Origin of the sequence: Streptomyces sp. NPDC059861, from assembly GCF_042731435.1 — a bacterium.
Classification (GTDB): domain Bacteria; phylum Actinomycetota; class Actinomycetes; order Streptomycetales; family Streptomycetaceae; genus Streptomyces.
This window is the reverse complement of sequence record NZ_JBHWJQ010000017.1, coordinates 118,342-139,476: the sequence shown is the minus strand read 5'-3', so window position 1 is coordinate 139,476 and position 21,135 is coordinate 118,342. Positions and strand designations below refer to the sequence as shown.

Below are 21,135 nucleotides of genomic sequence, written 5' to 3'. Positions count from 1 at the left end.
CCAGAACCCCCACCATCACTCTCGCCGCCTGACTATCGCAAACACCCGCATACCAGGCACCACGTCCTTGACGAAGGACATAGAGACACCCCCCCGCCGGTGGCACCCCGACGTCAGGCCACGCCCAGCTGCCGTCCGGCCGCGCCGACCGTCTGTTCCAGCAGCGTGGCGATCGTCATCGGGCCGACACCACCGGGCACGGGGGTGATCAGCGCGGCCCGTTCGGCCGCCTGGTCGAAGTCGACGTCACCGACGTTCCCCGCGTTGTACCCGGCGTCGATCACGACGGCGCCGGGCTTGACGTCCTCGCCCCGGATCAGACGTGGGCGCCCGACGGCGGCGACCACGATGTCCGCCTCCCGGACGGCCGCCGACAGATCTTGGGTACGGGAGTGGCAGTACGTCACCGTGGCGTCCCGGGCGAGCAGCAGCATGCCGGCCGGCTTGCCGAGGATGGCGCTGCGGCCGATCACCACGGCCCGCTTCCCGGCCGGGTCGACCTCGTACTCGTCGAGCAGCCGCATGATCCCGCCGGGTGTGCAGGACACGAACCCCGGCAGGCCGAAGCTCATGGTCGCGAACGACGCGAAGGTGACCCCGTCGACGTCCTTCTCCGGCGCGATCGCCTCGAACGCGGCCCGCTCGTCGATGTGCTCCCCGACCGGGTGCTGGAGCAGGATGCCGTGCACCTCGGGGTCGTCGGACAGGGCCCTGAGCGTGCCGACGAGTTCGGCGGTGGTCGTGGTCGCGGGCAGCACCACATGACGGGAGGTGATGCCGGCCTTGCGGCAGCGGTTCTGCTTCATACGGACGTAGGTGACGGACGCGGGGTCCTCGCCGACCAGCACCGTCGCCAGGCACGGGGCGGTGCCCGTGCGGTCGGTGATATCGGCGGCGTGCTTCGCGGTGTCCTCGACGATGCGCCGGGCGAGCGCCGTACCGTCCATGAGCCGGGCCTGAGACATGATCCACTCCTGGGTCGATCGACCGGATCGCCCAGGCGCGCGGCATCGACTCTGCGTGGACCGCTCCCCGGTGGTACTCCACCTCAGCGCCAGTCACGGTCCCGGAACAGCGTAACCGAGGCCGTGCCGCACCTTCCGTCCCGCCGCTGCCCCGTCCCGCTACCCCTCGTCCCACGCCTGGATCAGGGTCTGTTCCGTGATCTTGCCGTCGCGCAGCCGGAGCATCGACTCGGACAGGACCCGGACGCCGTCCGCGTACTCGCAGGACTCGGTGAAGGCCGCGCGGTCTCCCTGGACCACGCACTCCTCCAGCCTGTGCGTCATGTCGCGGCTGTAGACGTCGTCGAGCATCGCGCTGATCGCGTCCCGGCCGTGCAGCACCCGGGGACGGCTGGGCTGCGTGTTGTGGTCCACGACGCGCACCTCGGCGTCGTCGGCGTAGAGCGACAGGAGGGTGTTCGGATTGCCTTCCACGGCCCGGCGCAGGGTCTCGGCGTCGAAGGCGGGACTGGCCGCAGTACCCATCGTGACCTCCTTCGGGGGCCGCGGCCCGCGGGCGGCGGGCCGCGCGGAGCCTCTCCTACGAGACTCCTCCGCACGGTCGGCCCCGGCAAGCGCGGCAGGGGCTGCGCCTGACGGGTGAGGGGACTGGGCCGACCGTGTCCGGCCGGGGGCGGTACGCGTTGCTGAAAGCATGATCTCAACACGTCGTTTCGTCGCAGCCGTTGGGCTCGCGGCCAGTGTCGCCGGACTCGCCGCCCCGTCGGTGAGCGCCGCTGAGGCCGACGCCCCGGGCGCCGGCGCACTCAGCCCGGTCGCCCTCCTCGACTCCCTCACCGTCAGCGACATCCCCGCCGAGTACAAGGAGGACTTCCCGCGGCCCTCCGCGCAGCTGACCCAGATGAAGCGGCTGAACGACCTCAACCAGCTCCGCCAGATCACCGACATGGCGGCCCCCGTCACCGGACTGCTCCCCGACGTCCGCTGACCCTGCCGCCGCGGCCCGTCAGCCGGCCGTGGCGAGGAACTGCGTGGCCGCCAGCTCCGCGTACAGCGGGTCGGCGGTCACGAGTTCACGGTGCGTGCCCACCGCACGGACCTTGCCCGAGTCCATCACCACGATCCGGTCGGCCATCGTCACCGTGGACAGCCGGTGCGCGACGACCAGCACGGTCGTCGTACGGGCCACGTCGGCGACGGTGTCGCGCAGCGCCGCCTCGTTGACCGCGTCCAGCTGCGAGGTCGCCTCGTCGAGGAGCAGGAGTCTCGGACGGCGCAGCAGCGCGCGGGCGATCGCCACCCGCTGACGCTCCCCGCCCGACAGCTTGGTGCCGCGATGCCCGACGAGCGTCTCGACTCCCTTCGGCAGCCGCTCGACCAGCCCGTCCAGCCGGGTCGTCTTCAGCACCCGCGCGAGGGCGTCGTCGCCCGCCTCCGGATTGCCCAGCAGCAGGTTGTCGCGCAGCGACCCCGACAGCACCGGCGCGTCCTGTTCGACGTAACCGATCGCCGAGCGCAGCTGCGGCAGCTCCCACTCCGTGAGGTCCCGCCCGTCCAGCGTGATCACGCCCGACTCCGGGTCGTAGAACCGCTCGATGAGCGAGAAGACCGTCGTCTTGCCCGCGCCGGACGGGCCGACGAACGCCGTCATGCCCTGCGCCGGCACCTCGAAGCTCACGCCGTGGTGGACGTACGGCAGGTCGTCGGCGTAGCGGAAGCGGACGTCCTCGAAGGCCAGCGCCGCCGGGGGCGCGCCGGCCGACGGCAACGAGGCGGCGGTCGCCCGGGGTTCGGCGGGCAGCCGCAGCGCCTCCTGGATCCGGGCCAGGGCGGCGGCCCCCGTCTGGTACTGGGTGATCGCGCCGACGACCTGCTGGATCGGCGACATGAGGTAGAAGACGTACAGCAGGAAGGCGACCAGCGTGCCGATGTCCACGGCGCCGGTCGCGACCCGCGCGCCGCCGACCGCGAGCACCGTGATGAAGGCGATCTGCATCGCCAGCCCGGCCGTGTTGCCCGCGGCCGCCGACCACTTGGCGGCCCGCACGCTCTGTCGCCAGGACTCCTCGGCCGCCGCGTGCAGCGTCCGCTCCTCGCGGTGTTCGGCGCCGGACGCCTTCACCGTGCGCAGCGCGCCCAGCACCCGCTCCAGCGAGGCACCCATCACGCCGACGGCGTCCTGTGCCCGGCGGCTGGCCTTGTTGATGCGGGGCACGATGAAGCCGAGAACCATGCCCGTGCCGAGCACCACGGCGAGCGTGACGCCGAGCAGCACCGGGTCGACGAAGCCCATCATCACCACGGTCGCCACCAGCGTGAGCCCGCCCGTGCCGAGGCCGACCAGGGAGTCGGTCGTGACCTCGCGCAGCAGTGTGGTGTCCGAGGTGATGCGGGCCATCAGGTCACCTGGCTCGCTGCGGTCGACCGCGGATATCCGCAGCCGCAGCAGGTACGACGACAGGGTCCGCCGCGCGCCGAGCGCCACCGACTCCGCGGTGCGCTGGAGCACGTACCCGCCGAGCGCGCCCAGCGCGGCGTTGGCCACGACGAGGGCCGACATGGCCAGCAACGCACCGGTGATGGCCCGGTCGTGCGAGAGGTCGTCGATCAGCCCCCGCGCCACCAGCGGCAACGCCAGGCCGGTGGCCCCGGTGACCAGCGACAGCAGCGCGCCCACGAACAGCGTCCACCGGTGGGGCCGCACATAGCCCAGGAGCATGCGCCACGGGGGCGGGGCGGTCTCCGTCTCTGCGATGCTCACGCTGCTCCTTCACGGGTCCGAGGGGATGCTCAGAGACTACGGGGGAGCACTGACAACCGACGTGCGGGCAGGACGTCATGACCGGCCCGGGCCGTCGGACGGGCGGCGGGCCCGACGGCGACGTGCGCGGCGCGCACCCGTAACCGTCCCCTTACCGATCAGTCACGCGTAGGGTCGGATGTCGGGACGGACGCGCGGAGACGGAAGGGGCCAGCACATGGCGCAGGAAGTACGCGGCGTGATCGCACCGGGGCGTGACGAGCCGGTGCGGGTCGAGACGATCGTCGTACCGGACCCCGGGCCGGGAGAGGCCGTGGTGCGGGTACAGGCCTGCGGAGTCTGCCACACCGACCTGCACTACAAGCAGGGCGGCATCACCGACGAGTTCCCCTTCCTGCTCGGCCACGAGGCCGCCGGGGTGGTCGAGACCGTCGGGGACGGGGTCACCGACGTGACACCCGGTGACTTCGTGATCCTCAACTGGCGTGCGGTGTGCGGCCGTTGCCGGGCCTGCCTGCGTGGCCGGCCCTGGTACTGCTTCGACACCCACAACGCCGAGCAGAAGATGACCCTCGCCGCCACAGGCCAGGAACTCGTCCCGGCCCTCGGCATCGGCGCGTTCGCCGAGAAGACGCTGGTCGCGGCCGGGCAGTGCACCAAGGTCGACCCGGCCGTCTCCCCGGCGGTGGCCGGACTGCTCGGCTGCGGTGTGATGGCCGGCCTCGGTGCCGCCATCAACACGGGCAACGTCGGCCGCGGTGACACCGTCGCCGTCATCGGCTGCGGCGGCGTCGGCGACGCGGCCGTCGCCGGGTCGCAGCTGGCCGGAGCGGCGCGGATCATCGCCGTCGACATCGACGACCGCAAGCTGGAGACCGCCCGCTCGATGGGCGCCACCCACACCGTCAACTCGGCCGCCACCGACCCGGTCGAGGCGATCCGCGAGCTGACCGGCGGGTTCGGCGCCGACGTCGTCATCGAGGCGGTCGGCCGCCCGGAGACGTACAAGCAGGCCTTCTACGCCCGGGACCTGGCCGGCACGGTCGTCCTGGTCGGTGTGCCGACCCCGGAGATGAAGCTCGAACTGCCCTTCCTCGACGTGTTCGGCCGCGGCGGCGCGCTGAAGTCGTCCTGGTACGGCGACTGCCTGCCGTCCCGGGACTTCCCCATGCTGATCGACCTGCACCTGCAGGGGCGCCTGGACCTGGAGGCCTTCGTGACCGAGACGATCCAGCTCGACGAGGTGGAGAAGGCCTTCGAGCGGATGCACCAGGGCGACGTCCTGCGCTCGGTGGTGGTGCTGTGATGGCCGCGCGCATCGAACGCCTCGTCACCTCCGGGCAGTTCACCCTCGACGGCGGCTCCTGGGACGTCGACAACAACGTGTGGCTCGTCGGCGACGACCACGAGGTCGTCGTCATCGACGCCGCCCACGACGCCGACGCGATTCAGGCGGCGGTCGGGGACCGCCGCCTGAAGGCCATCGTGTGCACGCACGCCCACAACGACCACGTCAACGCCGCGCCCGCGCTCGCCGACCGCACCGGAGCCGTCATCTGGCTGCACCACGACGACCTGCCGCTGTGGAAGCAGACCCACCCCGGCCGCGAGCCGGACGCCGGGCTGCTCGACGGGCAGGTCATCGAGGCGGCCGGCGCCGACCTGCGGGTGCTGCACACACCGGGGCACGCTCCCGGCGCGGTCTGTCTGTACGACCCGGGCCTGGGAGTCGTCTTCACCGGCGACACCCTCTTCCAGGGCGGTCCCGGCGCGACCGGCCGTTCGTACTCCCACTTCCCGACGATCATGGGCTCCATCCGCGACCGGCTCCTCACCCTTCCGCCCGAGACCGAGGTCCTCACCGGCCACGGCGACCCCACGACCATCGGGGCGGAGGCCCCGCACCTCCAGGAGTGGATCGCGCGCGGCCACTGAGGCCCGCTCCCGCCGGGACAGCGGAGTGACCGGCCGGGAAAGGTGACAGAAGGTGTCCGGCTTTCGCGGGAGGCTCGTCTCCGGGAAACAGCCACACGGGAGGTCGGACATGTCACAGCCGTTGCGGGGCAAGGTCGCGCTGGTCGCCGGAGCGACCCGGGGAGCGGGCCGCGGGATCGCGGTGGAACTCGGCGCGGCCGGCGCCACCGTCTACGTCACCGGTCGCAGCACCCGCGTCCGCCGCTCCGAGTACAACCGCCCCGAGACCCTCGAGGACACCGCCGACCTGGTCACCGAGGCGGGTGGGCACGGCGTCGCCGTGCCCACCGACCACCTCGATCCGGGGCAGGTCCGCGCCCTCGTCGACCGCGTCGGCGGTGAGCAGGGCCGCCTCGACATCCTCGTCAACGACATCTGGGGCGGCGAGAAGCTCTTCGAGTGGGACAAGGCCGTCTGGGAGCACGACCTCGACAACGGGCTGCGGCTGCTCCGCCTCGCCGTCGAGACGCACGCGATCACCAGCCACCACGCCCTGCCCCTCCTGCTGCGCCGTCCCGGCGGCCTGGTCGTGGAGATGACCGACGGCACGGCCGACTACAACCGCGACACCTACCGGGTCAACTTCTTCTACGACCTCGCCAAGACGGCCGTGCTGCGCATGGCCTTCTCCCTGGGCCACGAACTGGGTCCGCTCGGCGCCACCGCGCTCGCGCTGACCCCGGGCTGGCTCCGCTCGGAGATGATGCTGGAGCACTTCGGCGTCCGCGAGGACAACTGGCGCGACGCCCTCGACCAGGTCCCGCACTTCGCCATCTCGGAGACCCCGCGCTACGTCGGCCGCGCCGTCACGGCCCTCGCCGCCGACCCCGAGGTCTCCCGCTTCAACGGCCGGTCCCTCTCCAGCGGCGCCCTCGCCCAGGAGTACGGCTTCACCGACCTCGACGGCAGCCGCCCCGACGCCTGGCGCTACCTCGTGGAGGTCCAGGACCCGGGCAAGCCGGCGGACACGACCGGGTACCGGTGACGAGCGGACGGGGCGGGAAACCGGCCCGTGCACGGTACCTGCCCCGTTGATCACTCGGGCAGTACGGTCTGCGCATGACCGACACCAAGCGCTTCGACGGGTACGGAGTTCTGATCACCGGCGCGGCCCGCGGCATCGGCGCCGCGACCGCCCGGCGACTCGCCGCGGAGGGCGCGGCCGTCCTGGTGACCGACGTCGACGCGGCGGCGGCCGAGAAGACCGCCGGGCAGTTGCGCGACGACGGGCTCCTGGCGCAGGCGCACGCCTGCGACGTCGCGGACCGGGCGTCCGTCGAGGGCGCCGTCGCGCGGGCCGTCGCCGCGTTCGGCACCCTCGACGTGCTGGTCAACAACGCCTACAGCTGCCATCCCGACGCGCCGCTCTTCGAGGAGGAGACGGACGAGGGGTGGGCGCGTGACCTGGACGTCACCCTGACCGGGGCGTACCGCTGCTGCCGGACCGCACTGCCGCACCTGGCCGCCTCCGGGCGGGGCGCCGTCGTCTGCGTCGGCTCGGTGAACGGCCTCCAGGACTTCGGCAACCACGCCTACAGCGCGGCCAAGGCCGGCCTCGGCTCGCTGACCCGCACCCTCGCCGGGCATGCCGCCGGGCGGGGAGTCCGGGTCAACCTCGTCGCCCCCGGCACCGTCCGTACCACGGCGTGGCAGGGCCGCGACCGCGAACTCGACGCGCTCCGCCGTCACTACCCCTTGGGCCGGGTCGGTGAGCCGGAGGACATCGCCGCCGCCGTGGCCTTCCTCGCCTCCCGGGACGCGTCCTGGATCACCGGCACGACGCTGGTCGTCGACGGTGGGATCACCGCCGTGAACACCGGCTTCACGACGCTCACGGGGCGCGGCGACTGACGCCCATGAGCCCGGCGGCCGCGCTCCCCTCCACGCCGAATGTCACCGTTTTGTCGCGGTCGGCCCGCGCCTACAACCGAATCCGCCCCTGACCGGTCTAGCAGGCAGAGACCGCGCGGCAGACGCGCATCCGATGCGAGAGACAAGGCCAGCCCATGGGGGAGATTCGCAGACGGGCGACCGTCGTCCTGGGGACCACCGCGCTGGTGGCGCCGCTCACACTGGCGCTGGGCGCAGCCCCGGCGCAGGCGGCGAGCTGCACCACGCAGACCGGGCCGTACCAGAAGCAGGTGGAGAAGTTCCTGGGCCGCCCGGTGGACGGCAGGCAGTCCAGCGCCGACTGCAAGGCGACCCAGGCGTTCCAGACCAAGCACGGCATCACACCGAACATCGGCTACGCGGGGCCCGTCACCTGGGGCGTGATGGACCTCATGAACAAGCAGAAGGCCGTCGGCAAGAACCCGAACAAGGCCGGGAAGTGCCCGGTCAACAAGGGCCGTATCGCCTGTGTGAACCTCTCGCTCCAACTGAGCTGGATCCAGGACGGCAAGAAGCTCGTCCACGGCCCCGTCGCGGTCCGCACCGGCCGCAACGGCTACGAGACCCGCACCGGCCTGAAGAAGATCTACTGGCGCAACATCGACCATGTGTCGAGCATCTACGACGTCCCGATGCCCTATGCCCAGTTCTTCGACGGCGGCCAGGCCTTCCACTCCGCCGGGGTCAGCATGTGGAACCCGCCCGGCTCGCGCGGCTGCGTCAACATGACCAAGACCACGGCGAAGAAGTACTGGTCGCTGCTGAAGAACGGCGACGACGTCTACGTGTACGGGCGCAAGCCGGGCACCTGACGGGGCACCCGGCCCACCCCGGCGCCTCAGGCCTGCGGCGCGTCGCCGAAGTCCGGGATCTCCAGCCGTACGCCACCCTGCCGCGCGGACTCGTGCGCGATGATGCCCGGCAGGGTGTAGCGGGCCGCCACCCAGGCGTTCACGGACGGCAGTGAGCGCGTGTTGACCGCCGTCACGAAGTCGTCCACCAGGAAATGGTGGCTGCCCTCGTGTCCGTTGTGGAGGTGGTCGAACGTGCGCGGCAGCCGGGACCGGTCGTGCACCGGCGCCGAACCCGAGGTGAAGGCCGCCCGCAGATCCGGCGCGATGTGCTGGAGCGACGGGTCGTCGGGGGACATCGTCTGCTTGGGCTCCAGCAGTTCGGAAATGTCGGTGACGCCCGACTTGTCCTGCCAGAGGGCCACCGTCGCGAGCTGCTCCATGCTCGCCTCCGTGCCGAAGAAGCGGAACCGGGACTCCCTGATGTGGGACGGGTAGCCCACCCGCCGGAACTCGTTCGTACGGAACGAACCGCCGCCCGCGACCTCGAACAGCGCCGTGGCGTTCGAGACGTCGTTGTCGAACTGGCTCACCGACCGGTCGAACACGCCGTCGCCCCGCTCGTCCACGACCCCGAGCGCCGACACGCTCACCGCGTGCGTCTGCCAGGCGCCCAGCACACCGCCCACCGAGTGCGTCGGGTACAGCAGCGGCGGGTAGCTCGCCGTCGCCTTCCAGTTCTCCCCGCCGCTGTACTGGTACGCTTCGTAGAACCCCAGATCCATGTCGTGGACGTAGTCGCCCTCGGCGTAGAAGATCCGGCCGAAGGCACCCTTGGCGATCTGGTCGCGGGCGTGCACGGTCGCCGGGTTGTACTGACTGGTCTCGCCCATCATGTACGTCAGCCCGGTCGCCTTGACCGCGTCGATGATCGCCGCTATCTCCTCCGTGGCGATCGCCATCGGCACCGCGGAGTAGACGTGCTTGCCGGCGTTCAGCCCCTGGAGCACCAGCGGACCGTGCGTCCAGCGCTGGGTGAAGATCGCGACCGCGTCGACCTCCGGTGACTCCAGCATGGCCTCGTACGTCGGGAAGGTGCCGCTCAGGCCTTCCGCGGCGGCCAACTGCTCGGCCCGCTCGGGCAGCAGGTCGGTGACGTGGACGTCGCTGACGCCGGGGTGGGCGAGGAAAAGCTTCGCGAACTGTCCGGAGAACTGCCCGGCGCCGACGATGCCGAGGGAGAACGTCATGTAAGGGATGCCTTTCACTGGCCGAGGAGGAAATTGATCTGACTGTTGGTCTGGTCCAGGCCGCTCACCGGAGCGTCGTTGGCGTAGATGTCCTGCATGGCGGGGCGCATCAGCGCGAACACGTCTGCGGCGTAGTCGGTGACGGGGAAGGAGAAGGTCGAGAAGTCCCCCTCGCCTGCGACCGGTTCGGTGAAGGCCGAGACGTCGACGCCCTTCTTCCGGTACGCCGCGACGGCGGCCTCGGTGCCGTCCGGTGTCGCCGGGAAGACGATCCCGTAGTCGCCGACGGTCCGCTGGCACTCGTCCGAGGCCAGGTAGCGGACCCACTTCTTGGCTCCCGCCTTGTTGCGGGCGTTCTTGGTGATCGAGTCGGCGAGGCCGTTCATCATCGTCGCCCGCTTGCCGGTCGGGCCCTGCGGAGTGACGGCGGTGCCGACGTCCAGGCCCTTCGCGCCGTAGTAGGTGGAGATCATCCAGGCGCCGTCGAAGGCGGCCGCGGCCTTGCCGGCGGCGATCTGCGCGTTGGGCGGGTTGGCGTTGTTGCTCCAGTCCGCGAACGGCGCGAGATAGCCCTTCCTCGCCAGGCCGAAGTACCAGTCGACGACAGACTGGAAGGTCTCGCTGTCGTACTGGTACGCGCTGCCCCAGCGCTTCTCGTCCGTGTAGCTCCAGCCGGCCGACGCGGTGAACGGGCTCCACTGCGTCTGTCCGTCGCCGTCGCCCGCGCCACCCGTGGCCAGCCCGTAGACCTCGACGTTGTCCTTGTCGAAGCTTGGTTCGTCGCCCCGCTTGCCGTTCTTGTCGACGGTGAGGCGGGCCACGGCCTTCTCGAAGGTGCCCCCGTCCTCGGGGTTCCAGGACAGGTCGCCCAGTTGCGCGGCGGTGAGCCCGGCGTCCTCGGCGAGCTTCTTGTTGTAGAAGAGGGCGACCGTGTCCCAGTCCTTCGGGGCGCCGTAGCGACGCCCGTCCTGGCCGATCCAGTTGGCGGCGAGTCCCGGCTGGTAGTCCGACTCCTCGATGCCCAGGTCGTCGAGGGGTTCGAGCACGTCCAGATCGGCGAACTGGCCGAACTTCTGCATGTGGTCGGTGAACACGTCCGGCTCGGTGCCCGCGATGAAGCTCGCGGTGAGCTTGGTCCAGTAGTCGTCCCAGCCCATCTGGGTGATCTCGACGTCCAGACCGGGGTTCTGCTCCTCGAAGCCCTTGGCGCAGGCCTCGTAGGCGGGCAGCTGATTGGCGTCCCAGAGCCAGTACGTCACCGTGTTCCCCGCCGGCCCCGAGGAGCCGCTCTGCGCGCACCCGGTCACCAGGGACAGCGCCACGGCACCGGCCAGCGCCGTGAAGACCGTACGAAATCGCATGGCAGTTCCCTCACTTGATCCCGGTGAAGCCGATGGAGCCGACGATGCGACGGGCGAACAGCCCGAACAGCACCAGCATCGGAAGCGCCGCGATCAGCGTCGCCGCCATCAGCCCCGACCAGTCGGTGCCGGTCTGCGGCGTCTGCGCGCGGAACACGGCCAGCGCGACGGACAGCACGCGAGAGCTGTCGCTGTAGGACACCATCAGCGGCCAGAAGTAGTCGTTCCAGGAGGTGATGTACGTCAGCACGGCCAGCGTCAGGACCGGCGCGGACGCCATCGGCAGCAGGACCCGGAAGAAGACGCGGACCTTCCCGGCGCCGTCGAGGAGAGCCGCCTCCTCCACCTCGCGGGGGATGTTCATGAAGAACTGGCGCAGGAAGAACACTGCGAACGGCGTCATGAACATCGTCGGCAGCGCGATCCCCAACAGCGTGTCCACCAGGCCGAGTTCCTTGATGAGCACGAAATTCGGCAGCAGGGTGAAGATCGTCGGCACCATCAGCCCGGCCAGGAACAGCCCGAACACGGTGTCCCTGCCACGCCAGCGCAGCCGGGAGAAGGCGTACGCGGCCATCGCCGAGAAGAAGATCTGGCACCCGGTGATCAGCGTGGAGACCAGCACCGAGTTGAGCAGATAGCGCCAGAACGCCAGCCCGCCGCCCGAACCGCCCTGCGCGATCGCCTCCTCGGTCGACTGCAGGCCGAGCGCCCGCTCGAAACCGCCGGTGGTGAAGTCGGCCGGCAGGGGGTCGGCGGGCTGCGCGGCGAGCCCGGTGTTGGTGGACAGCGCGGTGCGCAGGATCCAGTAGAACGGCAGCAGCGTGATGAGCACGATCGCGGCCATCACCGCCCAGGCCACCACCCGCCCGAGGGAAGGCCTGCGCCTCGCCCGCCGTACGGTCGTCGTCGCGACGGCAGTCATGTCGTCTCTCTCCCTTCCGTCAGCCGGTCCGTCAGCCGAGGTCGGTCCGGCCGGCCCGGGTGAGCCGGTACTGCAGGACGGTGATGGCGGCCAGGACGATCAGCAGGGCCACGGACATCGCGGAGGCGTAGCCGAACTGGAAGCGGCCGAAGGCGGACCCGTAGATGTAGTACTGAAGGACGTTGGTGGCATTGGCCGGGCCGCCCATGGTCGTCACGGCGACCGTGTCGAACACCTGGAACGAACCGATCACCGTCATGATCAGCACGACGGCCAGGACCGGGCGCAGCAGCGGCAGCGTGATCCGCCAGAACATCCGCCGCTCGCCGGCGCCGTCCACCTTCGCGGCCTCGTACAGGTGGCCCGGGATGGCCTGGAGGCCGGCGAACAGCAGCAGCGCGGTGTAGCCCACGTGCCGCCACACGTTGATCAGCGCGAGCGTCGGGATCGCCGAGGTCTCGTCGGTGAGGAACGGGATCCGGTCGGCGCCGAGGGCCGTGACGATCTCGTTGCCGATGCCCAGCTGGGTGTCCAGGATCCAGAGCCAGACGATGCCCGCGACGACGTTCGACATCAGATAGGGCGTGAGCACGATGCCGCGCAGCGTCGCCGACTGGGTCAGGCGTTGCAGCAGCACGGCGATCGCGAGCGCGGAGACGGTCTGCACACCGATGTTGACCACCACGTACACGACGGTGGTCCGCAACGAGTCCCAGAAGATGGGGTCCTTGACCATACGGACGTAGTTGTCGAGGCCCACCCACTCCGCCGGCGTCAGCAGGTTGAACCGGGTGAAGCTCAGATACACGCCCCGCAGCGTGGGCCACAGCAGGAAGACCAGGAAGCCCAGCAGGGCGGGCGCGAGGAACACGGCCGCGAGACGCCCGTCCCCCCGGGGCGTCGGCGGACTGCTGGAGGCGACGGACATGGGCAGGCTCCTCGGCTGTGGCGGCTCGTCCTGGGGCCACTTACTTTTGAGCCGGAAGAATCTCCCCGTCAAGAGGTCTGCAGAGATCTTCTGAAGGCGGCAGTCGGGGCTCTAGAGTGGATTCATTACTTCAGGAGCAAAAGAAACAAAGCGTGGGAGTCTGACCTACATGACCGCAGGTTCCGCCAGCTGGCTGCCGCTGAGTCCGGGTGAACGCTCGGTGGCGATCGAGGTGCTCGTCAATGGCCCGCTCTCGCGCGCGGAGCTCGCCCGGCGTCTGGATCTCTCCGCCGGCAGCCTCACCCGGCTGACCAAGCCGCTGATCGAGTCGGGCCTGCTGATCGAGTCCCCCGACGGGTGCGCGGCGGGCGAGAGCAGGCAGGGCAGGCCCTCGCAGCCGCTGGACGTGGTGGCCGAGTCCAGGTCCTTCCTCGGCTTCAAGGTCACCGAGGACATGGTCTACGGCGTCGTCACCACCCTCAGGAGCGAGATCGTCGCGCGCCACGACCGCCCCCTGACCACGCACGACCCCGGTGGCGTGGCCGACCTGCTCGCGCTGATGGCGGGCGAACTCGCCCCCAGCCACCCGGGGCTCGCCGGGATCGGCATCGGGGTGGGCGGATTCGTGCAGGACCGGGCCGTGGTGGGGGAGTCGCCGTTCCTCGACTGGCGTGACATTCCTCTCGCCGCGCTCGTCGAGGAGCGCACCGGGTTGCCGGTGGTCGTCGAGAACGACGTGGCCGCCCTCGTCGAGGCCGAGACGTGGTTCGGCGCCGGGCGCGGCCTGGACCGGTTCGTGGTGCTCACCATCGGCGCCGGCGTCGGCTACGGGCTGGTGCTGGGCGGCAGACGGGTGCCGTCCGAGGGGGAGGACCGGGCCTTCGGCCGGCGCTGGATCCTCGACCCGAACGGGCCGCTCACCCCCGACGGCGAGCGCGGCAGCGCGGTCTCGCTGCTGACCATCCCCAGCATTCGCTACCAGATCCGGGCCGCCACCGGGCGCGACCACACCTACGAGGAGATCCTCGGCCTCGCCGCCGCCGGGGAGGCCATGCCCGCCCGGGTGGTCGCCGAGGCCGCCCGCGCCCTCGGCATCCTCCTCGCCCACATCGCCAACTTCGCCATGCCGCAGAAGATCCTGCTCGCCGGAGAGGGGGTCGGACTGATGGATGTGGCGAGGAACACGGTGGAGGAGACGATCCGCGGCCGACGGCATCCGCTGGCCACTCCGGTCGACCTGGAGACCAGGAGGTCCGACTTCCACGACTGGGCCCGCGGTGCCGCCGTCCTGGCCATCCAGGTCCTGGTGCTGGGCACGGCGGACGCCTGAACTGCCGGGCTCGTTCGGGGACATGGACGTGATCAGCGACACGGCCCGATATGTCAGATTAGCTCGCGATTACTCACATCGCCTTCACTTGGGGCGCCGTATGCTTCACGGCATGTCCACCAGTGTTGAAGCCGCCACCGAGCGATCGGCCGCGGAGGTCAACGAGGAGATCCGGGCGCTGTGGCGCCGGTCGGGCGGGACACTGAGCACCGAGCAGCGCGAGGTGTACCAGCGCCTCGTCCTGGAGTGGGCCGCCGCGGCGCCGCAGCCGGCGCAGGCCGCCTGACCCGCTCGTGACGGGCCCCGTGCACCTTCCGGCCCCCGGACCTCTCCGTCAGCCCCACGTGGCCGAGTAATAGCGCTGGTAGGCCTTGCGGTCCTGTTCCGTACGGATCCACCGCGTGGCCACCAGCGCGATCAGACTGCCCCCGACGACCAGCAGACCGGGCCCGACGTTCCTCGGGTCCGCCAGCCGGGCCAGCAACTCCCTGCCCGCCTCCGCGGAGATCGGCGTCGACGTCCCCGGCGCCGCCGCGCTCTGGGGGCCCGACGGCGCCGGAGCAGCGCCCTGCCCGTTCTGCGGGCCCGACGCGATCAGCTGGACGCCGAGCGCGGACAGCGCCTGCGGCAGCGGCTGGAAGTAGGTCGTGCCGCCCGCCCGGCAGTCCCCGCTGCCGCCCGAGGTCACGCCGAGGGCGATCCCCTCGGAGAACATCGGCCCGCCGCTGTCCCCCGGCTCGGCGCACACGTTCGTCTCGATGAGGCCGGAGACCGTGCCCTCGGGGTAGTTCACCGTGGCGTTGAGCGCGGTCACCTCGCCGTCGCGCAATCCGCTGCTGCTGCCGCTGCGGAACACCCGCTGCCCCACGGACGGCTCGCCCACGCCCGTGATCTGCACGCCCTGTCCGTCACCGATCGCCACGACGCCCGCGCCCTCGCCCGCCCGCCCGCCGCTGTACTGCACGAGGGAGTAGTCGTTGCCCGGGAAGCTGCCGGCGACGGTCCGGCCCACCGGCTGGTCACCCCGGTTGTCCGCGAACCAGACCGAGCCGTTGGGGCCGCAGTGCCCGGCCGTGAGGATGAAGTCGGTCTTCCCGTCGGTGACGTTGAAGCCCGCCGAACAGCGTCCGGCGGTGGACAGGATCGGCAGGGCGCCGTTGATCCGGGTGGTGAAGGTGCCCTCCGCGCGCTCCATGCGGACGAAGTCGCCCATGCCGTCCGCGAGGTCGGTCAGCTCGGACCAGTCGCCGGCGGAGACGGTGCTGTCACCTCGTACCACCACCTCGTTCGAGCGGTAGTCCATCATCCACGCCGTGCCCGTCACGCGCGGTGCCGAACCCAACCGCTGCGTGGCGGACTTGAGCTCGCGCATGCTGTGCCGCACGAGCTTCGCCGTCGCGCCCGCCCTGCGGACCTCGGCGGCCGCCTCGTCGTCGGTGACCGCGACGACCGGCCGCCCCTCGTCGTCGATCCAGCTGCCCGCCGAACGGGAGGAGCCGAGCCGCTCGACGAGGCCGGCGCCGGTGTCCTGGCCGAGGCCGGGGCCGGCGTCCTCGGCGAGGACCCGGGGCGCGGCGGCAGGAGGTTCGCTCGCGACCGCCTGCGTGACCATCGCCGCCCCGAGGACGATCCCGCCGACTGACGCCAGCCGTGTCACCCGCCGGACGATCCGTCGTCGTACGTGCCTCATGCATGGCTCCCGAACCCCGAACACGCGGCGCGACCGCACCGCGGGGCACCCGGGTCGTCGAGCGCCCTCTCTCCATACGTGCCGGGGTCCGGCAGCGTTCATCCCAGGGGGCGGCCGGCTCAGTTCTTGCGGGCCACCCCGCCGAACATCGCGACCTCCTCCGGTTCGGCGCCGTCACCGGCCTCCGGACGCCAGCGCGAACACGACACGACCCCCGGCTCCAGCAGATCGAGGCCGTCGAAGAAGCCCGTCAGAGCCTCGGGCGTGCGCTGGGTCAGCTTCGGGGTGCCGTGTTCGTTCCAGAACTTCACCGCCTCGTCCACGTCCGGCATCGACGGCGAGGTGATGGTGTGCGACAGCACCAGGTGGCTGCCCGGAGGCAGCGCGTCCATCAGCCGCCGGACCACGCCGTACGGGTCCTCGTCGTCGCGCAGGAAGATGACGACGCCGAGCAGTATCAGCGCCACGGGCCGCGTGAGGTCCAGCGTCTTCGCGGCGTGTTCGAGGATCGCGTCGACGTTGCGCAGGTCCTCGTCGAGGTAGTCGGTGCGGCCCTCCGGCGTGCTGGTGAGCAGCGCGCGGGCGTGCGCGAGGACGAGCGGATCGTTGTCCACGTACACGATCCGGGCGTCCGGAGCGATCCTCTGGGCGACCTCGTGGGTGTTGTCGGCGGTGGGCAGGCCGGTGCCGACGTCCAGGAACTGGCGGATGCCCAGGTCGGAGACCAGGTGCCGCACGGCGCGGCCCAGGAACAGGCGGTCCGCCCGGGCGTACTCGCCGATGCCCGGGTGCAGTTGACGGATCTGGTCACCGGCCGCCCGGTCGACCTCGTAGTTGTCCTTGCCGCCGAGCCAGTAGTTCCAGATGCGGGCCGTGTGCGGCTGGGACGTGTTGATGCGCTCGCGCAGTGATTGGGCCAAACCGTCCGCGGCTGGCGGGTTCTCGGTCACGGAATCAGCTCCTGGGGGTGCCTGGTGCAGGGCGGGAAGACGCCCCGTGCGGTGTCAAGACGCAATCTAGACCGATGAATTGATCTTTGCCGGGCCTTGCGCGTTTTCGGTGCCCGCGTGCCCGTGCGCGCGTCCCGCGGGCGCCTATCGTGTGCCCATGACCAGGAACCCGCACGGACCGTCCGGTGAACCGAACCCCCTGCGCGCACTGGACCTCGATCAGCTACGGCGCCGTACGAGCATGAAGTGGCGCACCTACCCCGACGACGTACTGCCGCTGTGGGTGGCGGAGATGGACGTGCCCCTCGCCCCACCCGTCGTCCGTGCCCTCACCGACGCGCTCGCGCTCGGCGACACCGGCTACCCGGCGGGGACCGCCTACGCAGAGGCGCTGGCCGGCTTCGCCGAGAAGCGGTGGGGCTGGTCCGGGCTCGACGTGGGGCGCACCGCGATCGTGCCCGACGTGATGCTCGGCGTGGTCGAGATGCTCAGACTGGTGACCGGGCCGGGGGACGCCGTGGTGGTCAACCCGCCCGTGTATCCGCCGTTCTTCCAGTTCGTCACGCACATGGACCGCCGGGTGGCCGAGGCGCCCCTCAGCCCGGACCTGCGGATCGACTTCGGGGTCCTGGAGGACTCCTTCCGGCAGGCCGTGGCGGGCGGGCGCCGGGCGGCGTATCTGCTGTGCAGCCCGCACAACCCGACCGGGACCGTGCACACCGCCGAGGAGCTGTCCGCCGTCGCCCGCCTCGCCGGAGAGTACGGCGTGCGTGTCGTCGCCGACGAGATCCACGCCCCGCTGGTCGTCGGCGACACGGACTTCGTGCCGTACCTCAGCGTGCCGGGCGGCGGCAGCGGTCTGTCGCTGATGTCCGCCTCCAAGGCCTGGAACCTCGCCGGCATCAAGGCGGCCCTCGCGGTCGCGGGCCCCGAGTCGGCCGCCGACCTCGCCCTGCTGCCCGAAGAGGTCGGTCACGGCCCCAGTCACCTCGGCGTACTCGCGCACACCGCCGCGCTGCGCGACGGCACCGCCTGGCTGGACGCCCTGCTCGCGGGCCTCGACGAGAACCGGCGCCTGCTCGCCGAGTCGCTGGCCGGGCAGCTGCCGACCGTGGCCTACCGCCCCGGTGACGCCACCTACCTCGCCTGGCTGGACTGCCGAGCCCTCGGCCTGGGCGACGACCCGGCCGAGGTCTTCCTGCGGCGGGGCCGGGTGGCCCTCAACTCCGGCCTGCCGTTCGGGACGGGCGGCGCCGGGCACGTACGGCTGAACCTGGCCACCACGCCCGAGATCATCACGGAGGCGGTACGGCGGATGGCGGCCGCGCTGAAGTGAGGGCGGCATGCCTACACTTCCGGCCATGGACGCCACACGGCTCGGAGCCGGCAAGTACCTGCTGATCACCAGCTACCGCAAGGACGGCACGCCGGTCCCCACGCCCGTCTGGGTCGTCGACGACGGCGACGCGCTCGGGGTCTGGACGGTCGCCGACTCCTGGAAGGTCAAGCGGATCAGGCGCCGCTCCGACGTCCTCGTGGGCCCCTGCGACCTGCGCGGCAACCCGACCGGTGAGCAGGTCCCGGGCACCGCCGCAATCACCGACGCGGAGACCACGGCCCGCTACCGCAAGCTCATCGCCCGCAAGTACGGCGTCGTCGGCCGCCTCACGCTCCTCGGCAGCCGGCTGCGGCGCGGAGCGGAGGGCACGGTCGGGATCCGCGTGACCGTGAACGGCTAGGGACGCCCGGCGCCCCGGCCACCGGCGCGGCCCGTCAGGTCCAGGCCCGGTACGGCTCGTCGAGCAGCTGGAACACCGGCTCGCCCCGCACCGGGTCCTTGGCGGTGGACAGCCGCACGCGGTCGCCGCTGTGGATGCCGATGAGCGGGCCCATCACCCGGCCCCGCACGACGAAACCCTCGGCCATCTCGATGAGGGACACGTTGCGCGCGGCGGGCGTGTTGCGGTGCACCACCGTCGTGTGGCGCACCGTGCCGGTGCCCTCGCTGCGCTCGGTGCGCAGGTCGCTGCCCTGGCAGACCGGGCAGAGCAGCCGGTGGTACATGGCGGTGCCGCACCAGGCGCACCGCTGGAAGTGAAGGGCCTCCTGGTCCTGGGGGCGGCGGTCGAGGACGCCCGCGGCGGAGCCGGATGCCTGCTGAGCGACGGTCCCTGAGTGGTGGTACACGCTGTCAACTCCCTGCGCTCGGCCGGAAATCCGCGTGCGCGACGCCGTGCGCACGCCCGTGCGCGGCTTGCCGTGCCACCGTGCACGGGCACAGCGTATGGCACTGAGTGCCACTAGTAAAGGCACTCCGTACCCTGAAATCCCGAGTGGTCAGGCCGGCCCGAGCGTCGTCTCGATCTCCTGCACCACCCGCCACAGCGGAGCGCCGCGCCGCGAGACGACCACCACCACGTCCTCGGACCGCTCCGGCGCCGGGGACGTGGGCCCGGCGCCGAAGGCGCCCTGCACCATGCCCAGGGCGTGGTCCACCGCGGCGGCCGCGTCACCCTTTCCGTCCGAACGCAGCCAGGACCGCAGCCCGTTGTTGTGCGCCGCGACCACGGCGGCCGCGATCACGTCCGCCCGCAGGGTGCCGTCGCGGAGGCCCGCGAAGCGGCCGCGCAGGTAGTCGGCGAGGGCGCGCTCGTAACGCCACACCACGGACAGCTCGTACGCGCGCAGGCCCGGCACCTTCCTGGTGAGCCGGTAGCGCTGCACGGAGAAGGCCGGGTTCTCGGCGTACATCCGCAGCACCAGCCGGGCCGCGTCGCAGACCCGGCCCACCGGCTCGTCGCCCTCGCCGCCGGTCGAGAGGAAGGCCGTCATGTCGGCCAGGCACCGCTCGTGGTCGGGGAAGACCACGTCCTCCTTGGACGGGAAGTACCGGAAGAACGACCGCCGCCCCACGCCCGCGAGGGCCACGATGTCGTCCACGGTGGTCTGTTCGTAGCCCCGCTCCAGGAACAGCTGGAAGGCCGCCGCGACCAGGGCCTCGCGCATGGGCGGTTTCGCGCTCATGGGACGGAACGTAACACCTGAACCCGCCCCGATGGCACTCGGTGCTGCCCCGGTGGGGAACTGAGTGCCCCCCGCGGTACCGCTACGCGTCCTCGTCGTCCGGCGCTCCCCGGTCGCCGGACCCGGCCAGCCGGCTCACGGCCGCGGACACCTGGCGCTGTATCGCGTCGGGCAGCGGTTGTCCGCGCACGGCCGTCACCAGGTCCTGGGCGAGCAGATGGAGCTTGGTGTTGGTGTTCTGCGAGACCATCACCAGCACGTGCCACGCGTCCTGCGGGCTCAGCCCGAAGGTGGCCATCAGGACCCCGCGGGCCAGATCGATGGTCGGCCGGGTCTGCATGGCCCGGCGCAGCTGGACGACCTCCACCCCGAGATCGTGGTCGTCGTCCTCGTCGGCGGCCTCGGTGAACTGGGGCAGCGTGCCTGTGAGGGTGAGGAGCCGCTCGGCGACGGGACTGAGGGCCTGGATCGTCACCGTCTTCTCCTCGGCGAGGGCCTGTTCGCGGAGGACGAGCAGGACGTTGAGGGCGGAGCAGTCGCAGAAGGTCACGCCTCGCAGATCGAGGTCGATGCCCTTGGCCGCGGACTTCAGCGCGTCACGCAGGGCGGCGCGCAGATCATCGGCCGCGTGCAGGTCCAGCTCCCCGCGCACCGTCACGACCGAGCGGACGTCGTCGGGCCGCACGGCGACCGACAGTGGCCCGGGCCTCGGGGCCGCGGGGGTGGCGGACTGCGTGGGATACGCAGGCTCCGGCATGGCCGACACTCCTTCGAAACTCCTGCCTGCCGTCTCCATCAGGGTCGTCCTCACACCGGGATACGTCAAGAGATACATGAAATCTAGTTCGCGTTTTTGAATACGGGAAACCTCGGTCCTATGATGGCCCCATGAGTGAAGTCCCTGAGCCGCACACCGGATGGACCTTCCTCACCAACCACGCCCGGGTGCTGGCCGCCATCGCCGATGATCACACCGCCCGCGTACGCGACATCGCGGCGCACTGCAGGCTCACCGAGCGAGCCGTGCAGAAGATCATCGCCGACCTGGAGCAGGCCGGCTATCTGTCCCACCGGCGTGAGGGGCGGGGCAACACGTACCGCATCGAGCCGAGCAAGGTGCTGCGGCACCCGGCCGAGGCGGGACTGACCGTGGCCGCGCTGCTCGCCCTGCTCGCGCAGGACGAGGCAGACCGCGGCCGGGAGCCCGCGGACAGCGGGGCGTCGGCCCGCGAGGGTTGACACCTACGACAGGCTGACACGCACGACCGAGGGCTGACACGCACCACGGGGCTGACG

General features: G+C 71.2%; 23 protein-coding genes and 1 riboswitch. Of the genes, 11 read left to right on the top strand and 12 right to left on the bottom strand.

Features of this window, described 5'->3' with window-relative positions; genetic code table 11:
- Positions 1-113 precede the first annotated feature (113 nt).
- Together ACFV6X_RS17660 and ACFV6X_RS17655 are read right to left on the bottom strand one after the other, a co-directional pair.
- The gene (locus ACFV6X_RS17660; RefSeq protein WP_385384149.1) at positions 114-965 is read right to left on the bottom strand and encodes a bifunctional 5,10-methylenetetrahydrofolate dehydrogenase/5,10-methenyltetrahydrofolate cyclohydrolase; all 852 of its coding nucleotides are present in this window, start codon (positions 963-965) and stop codon (positions 114-116) included.
- Positions 966-987: 22 nt separating this feature from the next.
- A riboswitch (ZMP/ZTP riboswitch) is annotated at positions 988-1,072 on the bottom strand.
- A 52-nt stretch (positions 1,073-1,124) separates the two neighbouring features.
- On the bottom strand, positions 1,125-1,490 hold the full coding sequence (locus tag ACFV6X_RS17655; protein WP_385384146.1) for a nuclear transport factor 2 family protein: 366 nt from the start codon (positions 1,488-1,490) through the stop codon (positions 1,125-1,127).
- A 169-nt stretch (positions 1,491-1,659) separates the two neighbouring features.
- Here ACFV6X_RS17655 and ACFV6X_RS17650 point away from each other — a divergent pair, with 169 nt between their 5' ends.
- Positions 1,660-1,953, top strand: coding sequence for a hypothetical protein (locus ACFV6X_RS17650; protein ID WP_385384144.1), 294 nt, complete (start codon positions 1,660-1,662; stop codon positions 1,951-1,953).
- Positions 1,954-1,971: 18 nt separating this feature from the next.
- Here the strand turns inward: ACFV6X_RS17650 and ACFV6X_RS17645 are convergent, their stop codons facing one another.
- The gene (locus ACFV6X_RS17645; protein ID WP_385384141.1) at positions 1,972-3,726 is read right to left on the bottom strand and encodes an ABC transporter ATP-binding protein; all 1,755 of its coding nucleotides are present in this window, start codon (positions 3,724-3,726) and stop codon (positions 1,972-1,974) included.
- A gap of 217 nt (positions 3,727-3,943) precedes the next feature.
- On the opposite strand from ACFV6X_RS17645, the gene ACFV6X_RS17640 reads away from it, so the two are divergent.
- The 5 genes from ACFV6X_RS17640 (at position 3,944) to ACFV6X_RS17620 (ending at position 8,402) form a co-directional block, all read left to right on the top strand.
- Positions 3,944-5,032 (top strand): S-(hydroxymethyl)mycothiol dehydrogenase, encoded by a 1,089-nt coding sequence (locus ACFV6X_RS17640; protein ID WP_385384138.1) that lies wholly within the window; start codon positions 3,944-3,946, stop codon positions 5,030-5,032.
- Positions 5,032-5,661, top strand: coding sequence for an MBL fold metallo-hydrolase (locus ACFV6X_RS17635; RefSeq protein ID WP_385384135.1), 630 nt, complete (start codon positions 5,032-5,034; stop codon positions 5,659-5,661). The genes ACFV6X_RS17640 and ACFV6X_RS17635 overlap by 1 nt, the downstream gene beginning before the upstream one ends.
- 109 nt (positions 5,662-5,770) lie before the next feature.
- The gene (locus ACFV6X_RS17630) at positions 5,771-6,685 is read left to right on the top strand and encodes an SDR family oxidoreductase (protein WP_385384132.1); all 915 of its coding nucleotides are present in this window, start codon (positions 5,771-5,773) and stop codon (positions 6,683-6,685) included.
- A gap of 74 nt (positions 6,686-6,759) precedes the next feature.
- Entirely contained in the window at positions 6,760-7,551 is a 792-nt protein-coding gene (locus ACFV6X_RS17625) for an SDR family NAD(P)-dependent oxidoreductase (RefSeq protein ID WP_385384129.1), read from the top strand.
- A gap of 155 nt (positions 7,552-7,706) precedes the next feature.
- Positions 7,707-8,402 carry a L,D-transpeptidase family protein gene (locus ACFV6X_RS17620; RefSeq protein ID WP_385384127.1) on the top strand — a complete coding sequence of 232 codons (696 nt, stop codon included), beginning with the start codon at positions 7,707-7,709 and terminating at the stop codon, positions 8,400-8,402.
- Between the two features lie 26 nt (positions 8,403-8,428).
- Here ACFV6X_RS17620 and ACFV6X_RS17615 read toward each other — a convergent pair whose 3' ends face one another.
- The 4 genes from ACFV6X_RS17615 to ACFV6X_RS17600 are packed head-to-tail and all read right to left on the bottom strand — an operon-like array spanning position 8,429 to position 12,845.
- Entirely contained in the window at positions 8,429-9,631 is a 1,203-nt protein-coding gene (locus ACFV6X_RS17615; protein ID WP_385384125.1) for a Gfo/Idh/MocA family protein, read from the bottom strand.
- 14 nt (positions 9,632-9,645) lie between these two features.
- On the bottom strand, positions 9,646-10,992 hold the full coding sequence (locus ACFV6X_RS17610) for an ABC transporter substrate-binding protein (RefSeq protein WP_385384122.1): 1,347 nt from the start codon (positions 10,990-10,992) through the stop codon (positions 9,646-9,648).
- Positions 10,993-11,002: 10 nt separating this feature from the next.
- Positions 11,003-11,917 carry a carbohydrate ABC transporter permease gene (locus ACFV6X_RS17605; RefSeq protein WP_385384119.1) on the bottom strand — a complete coding sequence of 305 codons (915 nt, stop codon included), beginning with the start codon at positions 11,915-11,917 and terminating at the stop codon, positions 11,003-11,005.
- A gap of 31 nt (positions 11,918-11,948) precedes the next feature.
- Complete coding sequence (locus tag ACFV6X_RS17600) at positions 11,949-12,845, bottom strand: carbohydrate ABC transporter permease (RefSeq protein WP_385384117.1); 897 nt, start codon at positions 12,843-12,845, stop codon at positions 11,949-11,951.
- Between the two features lie 169 nt (positions 12,846-13,014).
- On the opposite strand from ACFV6X_RS17600, the gene ACFV6X_RS17595 reads away from it, so the two are divergent.
- Together ACFV6X_RS17595 and ACFV6X_RS17590 are read left to right on the top strand one after the other, a co-directional pair.
- The gene (locus tag ACFV6X_RS17595; RefSeq protein ID WP_385384114.1) at positions 13,015-14,175 is read left to right on the top strand and encodes an ROK family protein; all 1,161 of its coding nucleotides are present in this window, start codon (positions 13,015-13,017) and stop codon (positions 14,173-14,175) included.
- 100 nt (positions 14,176-14,275) lie between these two features.
- The gene (locus ACFV6X_RS17590; protein WP_385384111.1) at positions 14,276-14,461 is read left to right on the top strand and encodes a hypothetical protein; all 186 of its coding nucleotides are present in this window, start codon (positions 14,276-14,278) and stop codon (positions 14,459-14,461) included.
- 48 nt (positions 14,462-14,509) lie between these two features.
- Here the strand turns inward: ACFV6X_RS17590 and ACFV6X_RS17585 are convergent, their stop codons facing one another.
- A complete protein-coding gene (locus tag ACFV6X_RS17585) occupies positions 14,510-15,865 on the bottom strand; it encodes a S1 family peptidase (protein WP_385384109.1) in 1,356 nt (451 codons plus the stop codon).
- Between the two features lie 119 nt (positions 15,866-15,984).
- Complete coding sequence (locus tag ACFV6X_RS17580; protein WP_365447715.1) at positions 15,985-16,815, bottom strand: SAM-dependent methyltransferase; 831 nt, start codon at positions 16,813-16,815, stop codon at positions 15,985-15,987.
- Between the two features lie 157 nt (positions 16,816-16,972).
- On the opposite strand from ACFV6X_RS17580, the gene ACFV6X_RS17575 reads away from it, so the two are divergent.
- Both ACFV6X_RS17575 and ACFV6X_RS17570 read left to right on the top strand, forming a co-directional pair.
- A complete protein-coding gene (locus tag ACFV6X_RS17575) occupies positions 16,973-18,151 on the top strand; it encodes a MalY/PatB family protein (RefSeq protein WP_385384106.1) in 1,179 nt (392 codons plus the stop codon).
- 25 nt (positions 18,152-18,176) lie between these two features.
- Positions 18,177-18,554, top strand: coding sequence for a PPOX class F420-dependent oxidoreductase (locus ACFV6X_RS17570; RefSeq protein ID WP_385384103.1), 378 nt, complete (start codon positions 18,177-18,179; stop codon positions 18,552-18,554).
- 34 nt (positions 18,555-18,588) lie between these two features.
- On the opposite strand, the gene ACFV6X_RS17565 is transcribed toward ACFV6X_RS17570, so the two are convergent.
- From ACFV6X_RS17565 to ACFV6X_RS17555, 3 genes are all read right to left on the bottom strand, one after another.
- Positions 18,589-19,002 carry a zinc ribbon domain-containing protein gene (locus ACFV6X_RS17565; protein ID WP_365447721.1) on the bottom strand — a complete coding sequence of 138 codons (414 nt, stop codon included), beginning with the start codon at positions 19,000-19,002 and terminating at the stop codon, positions 18,589-18,591.
- 150 nt (positions 19,003-19,152) lie between these two features.
- On the bottom strand, positions 19,153-19,821 hold the full coding sequence (locus tag ACFV6X_RS17560) for a TetR family transcriptional regulator (RefSeq protein ID WP_385384164.1): 669 nt from the start codon (positions 19,819-19,821) through the stop codon (positions 19,153-19,155).
- 100 nt (positions 19,822-19,921) lie between these two features.
- The gene (locus tag ACFV6X_RS17555) at positions 19,922-20,596 is read right to left on the bottom strand and encodes an ANTAR domain-containing protein (protein ID WP_385384100.1); all 675 of its coding nucleotides are present in this window, start codon (positions 20,594-20,596) and stop codon (positions 19,922-19,924) included.
- Positions 20,597-20,727: 131 nt separating this feature from the next.
- On the opposite strand from ACFV6X_RS17555, the gene ACFV6X_RS17550 reads away from it, so the two are divergent.
- Entirely contained in the window at positions 20,728-21,078 is a 351-nt protein-coding gene (locus ACFV6X_RS17550) for a helix-turn-helix domain-containing protein (protein WP_365447725.1), read from the top strand.
- Positions 21,079-21,135 lie beyond the last annotated feature (57 nt).